General features: G+C 33.6%; 9 protein-coding genes. All 9 read left to right on the forward strand.

Annotation, left to right across the window (positions count from 1 at the left end):
* Positions 1 to 1,404 (forward strand): polysaccharide biosynthesis tyrosine autokinase (locus Q0A18_RS14065; protein ID WP_292010788.1); only part of this gene is annotated, 1,404 nt, incomplete at its 5' end.
* 211 nt (positions 1,405 to 1,615) lie between these two features.
* Positions 1,616 to 2,509, forward strand: a complete 894-nt coding sequence (locus tag Q0A18_RS14070) for a DUF6089 family protein (RefSeq protein ID WP_292010789.1) — start codon at positions 1,616 to 1,618, stop codon at positions 2,507 to 2,509.
* A gap of 4 nt (positions 2,510 to 2,513) precedes the next feature.
* Positions 2,514 to 3,263, forward strand: a complete 750-nt coding sequence (locus Q0A18_RS14075; protein ID WP_292010790.1) for an isoprenyl transferase — start codon at positions 2,514 to 2,516, stop codon at positions 3,261 to 3,263.
* A 29-nt stretch (positions 3,264 to 3,292) separates the two neighbouring features.
* On the forward strand, positions 3,293 to 5,839 hold the full coding sequence (bamA, locus tag Q0A18_RS14080; protein ID WP_292010791.1) for an outer membrane protein assembly factor BamA: 2,547 nt from the start codon (positions 3,293 to 3,295) through the stop codon (positions 5,837 to 5,839).
* A gap of 8 nt (positions 5,840 to 5,847) precedes the next feature.
* Positions 5,848 to 6,402: an OmpH family outer membrane protein gene (locus tag Q0A18_RS14085; RefSeq protein ID WP_292010792.1), complete on the forward strand. Its 555-nt coding sequence runs from the start codon at positions 5,848 to 5,850 to the stop codon at positions 6,400 to 6,402.
* Positions 6,403 to 6,468: 66 nt separating this feature from the next.
* Positions 6,469 to 6,972, forward strand: coding sequence for an OmpH family outer membrane protein (locus Q0A18_RS14090; RefSeq protein WP_292010793.1), 504 nt, complete (start codon positions 6,469 to 6,471; stop codon positions 6,970 to 6,972).
* A 70-nt stretch (positions 6,973 to 7,042) separates the two neighbouring features.
* Entirely contained in the window at positions 7,043 to 7,528 is a 486-nt protein-coding gene (locus Q0A18_RS14095) for an acyl-CoA thioesterase (RefSeq protein ID WP_292010794.1), read from the forward strand.
* On the forward strand, positions 7,528 to 8,388 hold the full coding sequence (rfbD, locus tag Q0A18_RS14100) for a dTDP-4-dehydrorhamnose reductase (protein ID WP_292010795.1): 861 nt from the start codon (positions 7,528 to 7,530) through the stop codon (positions 8,386 to 8,388). Before Q0A18_RS14095 ends, rfbD begins: the two co-directional genes overlap by 1 nt.
* A 5-nt stretch (positions 8,389 to 8,393) precedes the next feature.
* Positions 8,394 to 9,074, forward strand: coding sequence for a hypothetical protein (locus Q0A18_RS14105; protein ID WP_292010796.1), 681 nt, complete (start codon positions 8,394 to 8,396; stop codon positions 9,072 to 9,074).
* Positions 9,075 to 9,435 lie beyond the last annotated feature (361 nt).

Genomic DNA, 9,435 nt, shown 5'->3' on the forward strand with positions numbered 1-9,435 from the left:
ATAAAAAATAGCTTGGAGTCCAGAAATTTTGAAAATATGATTAGTACCAATGCTGCAGGTTTTGAAGATGGTGCTTTTTCAGCTTCTGTTTCAGAATTGAAATCATTATACCTTAAAAAAAGAGAGCTCGCTTCTATTTATAAACCCAATTCTGAGCCAATGATCGAGATCAATAGGCTAATTAGTGATGCTAAAACAGGTTCCTCAAATTTATTGAGAAATTATTATATGCTATATTATAATGAAATCGAAAAAATAAATCAGCAGGTGGCGGACACAAATGCAAGCTTGTCTTCTTATCCGGAGAAGCAAAGGAAATATCTGGATGCAGAAAGGGGATATAATATGATTGAGGCTACTTATAACAGTTTACTTAGCAGACAGAATGAAACTCAGATGAGAATGGCAACTAATCAGTCTGATGTTACAGTTATTGACCCGGCTAAGAATGTGGGACAGCCTCCAATAGGGCCTAATGTAAAAGGTACTAAGCTGAGTATAATGGGAGGACTACTGTTTCTACCTTTACTGTTTATTCTTGTAGGTGAACTTCTGGATAATAAAATAAGGAATATTAAAGAATTATTGAATGCTACTAAAATTCCTTTGCTCGGAGTTATTGGTAATAACAATAATGATAATATGCTAACCGTTTTGGAACAACCCAAATCTTCTGTATCCGAAGCATTTAGAGGGGTAAGGGCTAATGTAAGATTTTTATCTGAAGAGAACGGTAAAAGTAAGGTCATACTTGTCACATCCTCAATTGGGGGAGAAGGTAAAACCTATGTTTCTATTAACTTGGCTTCCGTTTTAGGTTTAAGTGATAAGAGAACTATTTTATTAGGAATGGACTTAAGAAAACCTAAAATATTTGGTGACTTTAAGATTGATAATAAATATGGGATTTCCAATTACCTTACGGGAGAGGTTTCTATAGACCAGATTATCAATAAAACTAAAATCCCTAATCTGGACGTAGCAACTTCAGGACCTATCCCACCAAACCCATCCGAACTCTTAATGAGCGAAAGAAACATTAAATTTCTTGAAGAACTCAAACAGAAATATGATTTCATTATCATAGACTCTCCGCCTGTAGGTCTGGTGGCAGATTCATACGAGCTGATGAAATATTCTGATGCCAATATTTATGTGGTTCGCCATGAGTATACGGAAAAGTATATGCTGAAGATGGTGACGGAGAAATACCACAATAAAGAGATCAGAGATCTAGGACTTGTATATAATGATTATAATACAAGACAGGGATATGGTTATGGCTACGGTTACGGATATGGTTATGGCTACGGATATGGTTATTTTGATGAAGATAAAAATTATAAAGAACCATTGTTAATCAGAGTGCGAAATAAGATTCAAACGATTCTTAACAAAAAATAAGACTAAAACCTCCATTTAATGGGGGTTTTTTCTGTATTGTCTCTTTCAAATCTATTAAAAAAAGAATAAAATCCTTACTTTGCCGTTTACTTTATAACAAATTATGTTTTTTTGTTTATTTTTAACTAAGCATTAAGAATATCATTAATATAAAAATGTTTTATATTTGCAAAAATTAAATTTTAAAATAACCATAAATCCATGTTCTTTTATGAATAAAAAATTATTGATTAGCTTCCTTGCCCTCCTTGGAACAGTGGCAAGTGTTAAAGCACAAAGAAATGAATTGGGAATTCGACTCGGTATGAGTAACTTGGTAGGTGATATAGGAAGAACCAATTATATTTTACAAAAGCCATTGGATTTAGACAGAGTTTCAGATTGGGGAATTCCTTTTTATGGAGGTATATTATATAGATTTAATTTTAACCCTCATCAAACCGTAAGATTGGATCTTGGGTATAATCAGATTCAGTTTAATGACAAGGTAGCTAAAGAAGAATATAGAAGAAATAGGAATTTATATGGAAAGAACAATGTATACGAGGCAAGCTTAATGTTTGAATATAATTTCTTTCCGGTTAATAATGAACAAGTGAGTATGTTAAGTCCTTACATATTTGGTGGAATTGGTGCATTGATGTTTGATGCGCCTAAGGCTACTATGGTAAATGACTTCAGACGGGATGCAGATGGTGTGGCACAAGCTCCGATCAATGAGTTAGACTTCACCACAACTCCGATCTATACTACAGGAACGAAAACAACTATGCAGATTCCTTTCGGAGTAGGATTGAAATATAAATTCAATCATAACTGGGCAATTTTTGCTGAAGCTACATTCAGATATACATTAACAGACCAGTTGGATTATAGTAAAGTAGTTGCTAAAGATGTGAAAGCTACTTACAATGCCGATATCTTAAGTCCGGCTACAGGTGGCTCTTTACTTCAGACGGGGGCATATTATGTAGTTTCTAAAGAGAGAGAAGCTGAATTTTTAAAAGAAAGAAATATTGGAGATACAAGATCTAAAGATTGGATAAATACAGTAAGTTTAGGACTTACATATTCTTTCGGAAGACCTCCATGTTATTGTGATTAGTAGTATGTCATTGATTAAAGATAAAATAGATCCCCAGAACTTGCCACAGCATGTTGCTATTATTATGGATGGTAACGGAAGATGGGCAAAATCTCGAGGAGAAAAAAGAACATTTGGACATAAAAATGCCATTAATGCTGTAAGAAATGCGATTAATGCATGTAATGAAATTAATATTCCCTATTTAACATTGTATACGTTCTCTTCGGAAAACTGGAACAGACCGGCAGAAGAAGTGGATACCCTGATGAATCTATTGACAGAAACTCTGTTATTGGAAGCTGAGGAAATATTCAGTAAAGGATTAAGAATGCATGTGATAGGGGACTTGGAAAAACTGCCTTCATTAGTGAGGGAGCAGCTGCTTCAGGTAATAAATTTAACAAAAGAAAACACAAAAGGTAATTTGGTATTAGCCATTAGCTATGGTTCACAGAAGGAAATACTAAATGCTGTAAAAAATATTAGTTCTGATGTAAAAGAAGGAAATGTTGATGTAGAAAATATTGATGAAAAATTATTTGAAAGTTACCTTTATACAAAAGATTTTCCTCCAATAGACTTACTTATTAGAACCAGTGGTGAAATAAGAATAAGCAATTTTCTCCTTTGGCAGATCGCGTATGCAGAGCTGCAATTTTTAGATGTTCTATGGCCTGATTTCACCAAAGATATTTTCTTTCAATGTATTGTGGATTACCAAAACAAAGAAAGAAGATATGGATTAACAGGAGAACAGGTAAAAATCCAGTAAAATTTTAAGAAAAGAAAGACTACGATAAAATGAAGTTTAGACTATTACCCATCATTATGTTTGTTGCTTCTGCACATTTTTATGGACAGGTAACTCCGCAGGATAGTACTGCAGTAAATAATAATCCTGTTCATGCAGATAACCAGACGGGGTCCTACACACTTAAGGACATTGTTGTGGATGGGGTGAAAAAGTACACGCCTGCACAGATTTTACGGTTTACAGGATTATCCAAGGGAGAAAATGTAGATATACCGGGGCAAAAAATCAGTAACGCTATTAAAAAACTTTGGGATACACAATCCTTTTCTGAAGTAGAAGTATATGTTCAGAGTGTTGAAGGGCAGACTGTAGTATTGAGATTTTATCTTCAGGACCTGAAAGAATTGGGAGAAGTGAAATTTACAGGGAAAGGAATCAGTAAGTCTAAAAACGAAAAACTGGCAAAAGATAATAATTTAAAGCCGGGAACTAAGATTACTCAGAATTTGGTTTCGAGCCTTAAAACCAATGTCCCTAAAGATTATATCAAAAAAGGATTTGCTGATACCAAGATTACAATCGAGGATAGAGTAAATGCCAATGATCCGGCTTTAGTGGACTGGACAATCAATATAGATAAAGGCAAAAGAATCAAGATTGATCATATCGAATTTGAAGGGAACCAGAACGTTTCCGATGCAAAGCTTAGAAAAAAAGCCTTTAAAGAAACCAAACAGAAGAGATTTGGAATTGGAGGAATTTTAAAATCTTCCAAATTTATTGAGGAAAAATATCAGGAAGACAAACAAAGCCTTATCAGCTACTATAACTCCCTTGGATATAGAGATGCTTCCATAGTTTCAGACTCTGTTTGGAGAAATAAGAAAAATAATTATGAAATCAATGTAAAACTGAACGAAGGTAAGAAGTATTACATTGGTGATGTAACATTTACTGGAAATACAGTCTATTCTACTGAATATCTTCAAAGACTTTTAGGATATAAAAAAGGAGATATTTACGATGCAGTAGGATTTAATAAAAAAGTAGGAGAAGACGGTGGAAAAGAAGATGATTCAGATATCAAATCCGTATATATGAATAACGGATACCTTTTTTCAAATGTTACTCCTGTGGAGAAATCCGTATCCGGTGATTCCGTAAATCTGGAAATCAGAATTAATGAAGGAGAGCAGGCTACATGGAATAAAGTAACATGGCAGGGAAATACGACTACCCATGACCATGTTATTCTTAGAGCTTTAAGAACAAAGCCGGGAAATCTTTTTGCTAAAAGTGATATCAAAAGAACATACTTTGATCTGGCTGGAATGTCTTTCTTTGATCCACAACAGGTAGGACAGGATATTCAGCCTAATCAGCAGGATAATACTGTAGATATCAATTGGAAGCTGGTAGAAAAAGGATCTTCTCAGGTTCAGCTACAAGCCGGTTATGGAGGAAATAGTTTCATCGGAACTTTAGGATTGACATTTAACAATTTTTCATTAAAGAACTTTCTTAAATTTAAAGATTTTAGACCTGTTCCTCAGGGAGATGGACAAACATTCTCCATTCAGGCTCAGGCAGGTCAGTATTTTCAAAACTATGGAGTTTCATTTACTGAACCTTGGTTGTTTGGAACAAAACCAACAGCTCTTTCTGTTAGTTTAAATAATTCCAGAGTAAAATATACCGACTCTTATGGTAGTGCTCAGAAATTGAATATTTTCTCTGCATCTGTCGGACTCAACCGACTATTAAGATGGCCCGATGATTATTTCTCTTTATATACGGGGCTACAGTATCAGAAATATGATTTCAAAAATTACCCCTTTGATTTTGGTGGAACTACTGAATATTACGGAACAGCAAATAACTTTAGTTTAAACTTAGGATTAAGTAGAAATTCTGCAGGGTTAGACCCTATATTCCCGACAATGGGTTCAAATATCGAGCTTTCTGCAAAATTAACCCCTCCATATTCATTGTTCAGTAATAAAGATTATTCTACAATGACACCTACAGAAAAGTATAAATGGATGGAATTCTATAAGATTAAATTTAAAGCAGATGTTTATAATGAAATTGCCGGGAAATTAGTTTTAAGATCTTCTGCAGAAATGGGATTCATGGATGGGTATAATAAAAAACTGGGAGCTCCGCCTTTTGAAAGATTCTATGTAGGAGGTACCGGATTATTCGGAGGGCGTTATGACGGTAGAGAATTAATTCCTTTAAGAGGATATGAAAATGCATCTACGTATGGAGGTGATACAAGTCAGGGAGATATTACACCACAAGGAGGGGGAACAATCTATAATAGATTTACCCTTGAACTAAGATATCCGATTTCATTGAACCAAACAGCTAAAATTTATGCTCTGACTTTTGTGGAAGGAGGAAATGTTTGGAACTCTTGGAGTTCATACAATCCATTCCAGTTGAAAAGATCAGCAGGTATTGGAGTAAGAGTATATATGGGAGCATTCGGATTGATTGGATTTGACTTTGCTTATGGATTTGATAAGGTAATTGGAGGAACAGAACCTGCAGGTTGGAAAACACACTTCCTAATGAACCAATCATTATAATTTGTAATATGAAGAATTTTAAAATAACTTTCGCATTTATATTATTTTTGTTTTTTGGGCTTAGCAATGCACAGAAGATTGGGGTGGTGGATACAGAATATATTCTGAATAAAATGCCGGAATACCAAGAGGCCGAATCCAGATTGAATGCACAGATTGATACCTGGCAGGATGAACTTCAGGGACTTCAGTCTGAATATGAAAGAAAAAGATCAGCTTTTGAAAGTGAAAAAGTTTTGCTTGTAGGAGATCAATTGAAACTGAGAGAAAAAGAAGTCACAGATCTTGAGAAAAATATCAAGACTACTACGAGTTTGCGTTTTGGTGCAACCGGAGAGATCAGTCAGTTGAGAACTAATCTGGTTCAGCCCTTTCAGGATCAGATATGGAATGCCATTAAAACAATGTCTGAAAAAAATGGATTGGGCATAGTTCTTGATAAAAGCAATAACATTAGTGTTATTTTTCTTCAAAAAAGATATGATTATACAGATAAGGTCCTGGATATTTTATTAAAAGGATCAGATAAAAAAGAAAAAGCTAATACTAAAAGTAAAAAGTAATTCTTTAAATTAACTTTTACTGAAATTAAAAATCTAAAAACAAATTAAATTATTTATTTACCAATTATGAAAAAATTAAGTGTATTATTTGCAGCAGTAATGATGGTTGTATCTGTAGGTATGGCAAAAGCTCAAAAAATTGCTACTTTAGATGTTATAGGTGTTCTTAATGCAATGCCTGAAAAGAAAAAAGCAGATACTGATTTGAAAGCTTTCTTGGATACTAAGCAAGCTGAGATCAAAAAGAAAGGAGATGCAGCACAAGCTAAATACAAGCAATATGCAGAAGAAGCTCCTAAAAAGACTGCTGACGAAAACAAAGCTAGAGAAGCTGAATTACAAAAATTGCAAGAAGAGATTGCTCAAATGCAGGAAAAAGCTCAAAAGGACTTCCAGACAAAACAAGATGCTGCTTATGAGCCAATCGAAAAGAAATTGAATGATGCTGTAACTAAAGCTGCTAAAGCTAACGGTTACGATTATATTATGGATGCTAATTCTTCTGCATTTGTTTACAAGGCAGGTCCAGATGCTACTGCAGCTGTGAAAAAAGAACTAGGAGTTCAATAATCTGAGTAAATTAACAAAGATTTATAAAATTCACCGTCTCTAAAAGAGGCGGTTTTTTTATTTTTGCCAAATGGAAAAAGAAGTATCAACAACCGTTAAGGTTAGGTTTAGTGATTGTGACCCTATCGGACATTTAAATAATGTGAAATATTTGGATTACATGTTTAATGCCAGAGAAGACCATGTAGAAACATTCTATGGATTTACCTATGAAGAATACACTAAAAAAACCGGTTGTACCTGGATTGCCATACAGAATGAAATCGCATATTTAAAAGAAGTAAAATATAATACTAAGGTGGTGATTAGCAGCAAAACAATTGATGTACAGGACAGAACTGCTAAAGTGGAAATCCTGATGAAAAGCCAAGATGAAAAAACTATTCATGCTGTGTTATGGGTAACTGTAATATACTTTAATGTTAAAACAAGAAAATCTGAAATACACCCTGAAGATATAAAAGAAATATTCCAAAAATTTTATGTAGATTTAATACAAAAGGATTTCCAATCAAGAACTAAATTTTTAAGAACCCAAAACGCTAAAAATTCATAATGAAAAAGATATTGGTAATAGGCAGCAACGGACAACTAGGAAACTGCATCAGGAAGATAGCTCCCGATTTTGAAAACAATTATGAATTTCTCTTTACGGATTCAGGAACATTGGATATTACTAATGAAGATCAGGTGAATGATTTCTTTTATGAAAATAAACCCGATTTCTGTATTAATGCTTCAGCATATACCGCAGTAGATCTGGCAGAGAAAGAAGAAGAAAAGGCTTTTGCAGTAAATGCAGATGGAGTCGCTTATCTTGCACAGGCTTGTCTGGAATTTAAGGCAATATTGATTCATGTTTCCACAGATTATGTTTTTGACGGAGAAACTAACCTGTGCTATTCCGAAGACGACTTTACAAATCCCATCGGAGTGTATGGAATGTCAAAAAGAAAGGGAGAAGAATTAGCTTTGGAAATAAATCCCCAAACAATTATACTTAGGACTTCTTGGCTGTATTCGGAATACAATAAAAATTTTGTGAAAACAATGCTGAACTTATTTTCACAAAAAGATCAGCTCGGAGTTGTTGCCGATCAATTTGGCCAGCCTACTAATGCCAATGACCTTGCGGAAGCTATATTGTCAATTATTGAGACGCCGCAAAAAACATTCGGAATTTTCCATTTTTCTAATTATCCCGAAACTACATGGTATGAATTTGCTGAAAAGATAGCTGAGTTTTCAAAGTCAACAGTAAAATTGAATCCTTTGACAACAGAAGAATATCCTACTCCGGCGAAAAGACCAAAAAGAAGTACTATGTGTCTGGATAAAATAGAAGATACTTATAATATAATACCAAAATATTGGGAGAATAGCTTGGAAGAGTGCATAAACATTCTATCAGAATAACATATATGAGAAATATTATAATTGCTGCATGTATTTTTTTTGTACAAAGCTTTTTTGCACAGAATATATACTTGAATAAAGTAGAAAAAGTAAATGATAATAAAGATAAATTTTTTTACAAGATAGAAGAAAATAGAGAAGATGCTTTATATTTAGGAGAACTGGAAGTTCAGGGCTTTTCGAAAGATGATGCGTCGACTTTTTCTATGATATATAAGAAAGCAAAAGAAATAGGAGCGAACGGATTTACTTGGAAGCCGTTTGAGACTGTTGATGGAAAAGATATTGAATTCAATCCGTCCAACTATAGATTGAATCTGTACTATATAAGTCCGGAAAAATTAGTAATACCTACTCTGCAGATTTATTTATTCGCTTCTTCCGATAAAAATCAAAAAATAAGTATCAATAATAAAGACTATTCTCTTTCTCCTAGAAGTTATATAGAATTAAATGCAACTCCGGAAGAAGTTTATACCATTTCTACGAAAAAGCTTTTAGGTTCTACAATAAAATTACAGATGAAAGCAAACCAGGCTTCTCAATATTTTCAGATTTCTTCAATGAAGATAAAAAGTAATACCTATGGTGAAGGTGGAATCAATTTAAAATCTGGTGATATCATTGGCTTAGAAAGATCCTATGCTGAATTCTTATCAGTAATCTATCAAAAACAAGCTTTTTAACTAACTCTTGCAGATATTGCAAGGGTTTCATGTAAGTAAAGTGAAAAAAATACAGCTATAAACCAGGAAGTTAAAACTTAATATGAATCATATGTTAAATTAAGTTTAAAAATGTTTGGATTGATAGAGTATAAAGACATATCTTTGCCCCACTGAAAAACAAAAAACAGTAGCGCAGGAGTTTAAGAGATTAATATGTGAATGGGGTTTTAGGGTTATGAAAAAAAACTTTAAATTTTCTTCAAAAACATTTGGTCATTAAGAAATAAATTTTTACTTTTGCACTCGCAAATACGGAATGAAACTGACAGAAAGAGTAGTTTTGTAGGCGCGAAAGAAAAGAGATCATTGAAATAAGATA

The sequence above is a fragment of the Chryseobacterium sp. genome (assembly GCF_022712095.1).
GTDB lineage: Bacteria > Bacteroidota > Bacteroidia > Flavobacteriales > Weeksellaceae > Chryseobacterium.

Coding starts and splice junctions, on each gene's coding strand:
- Q0A18_RS14070 (WP_292010789.1), top strand. CDS start 1,616: ATGAATAAAAAATTATTGATTAGCTTCCTTGCCCTCCTTGGAACAGTG.
- Q0A18_RS14075 (WP_292010790.1), top strand. CDS start 2,514: ATGTCATTGATTAAAGATAAAATAGATCCCCAGAACTTGCCACAGCAT.
- bamA (WP_292010791.1), top strand. CDS start 3,293: ATGAAGTTTAGACTATTACCCATCATTATGTTTGTTGCTTCTGCACAT.
- Q0A18_RS14085 (WP_292010792.1), top strand. CDS start 5,848: ATGAAGAATTTTAAAATAACTTTCGCATTTATATTATTTTTGTTTTTT.
- Q0A18_RS14090 (WP_292010793.1), top strand. CDS start 6,469: ATGAAAAAATTAAGTGTATTATTTGCAGCAGTAATGATGGTTGTATCT.
- Q0A18_RS14095 (WP_292010794.1), top strand. CDS start 7,043: ATGGAAAAAGAAGTATCAACAACCGTTAAGGTTAGGTTTAGTGATTGT.
- rfbD (WP_292010795.1), top strand. CDS start 7,528: ATGAAAAAGATATTGGTAATAGGCAGCAACGGACAACTAGGAAACTGC.
- Q0A18_RS14105 (WP_292010796.1), top strand. CDS start 8,394: ATGAGAAATATTATAATTGCTGCATGTATTTTTTTTGTACAAAGCTTT.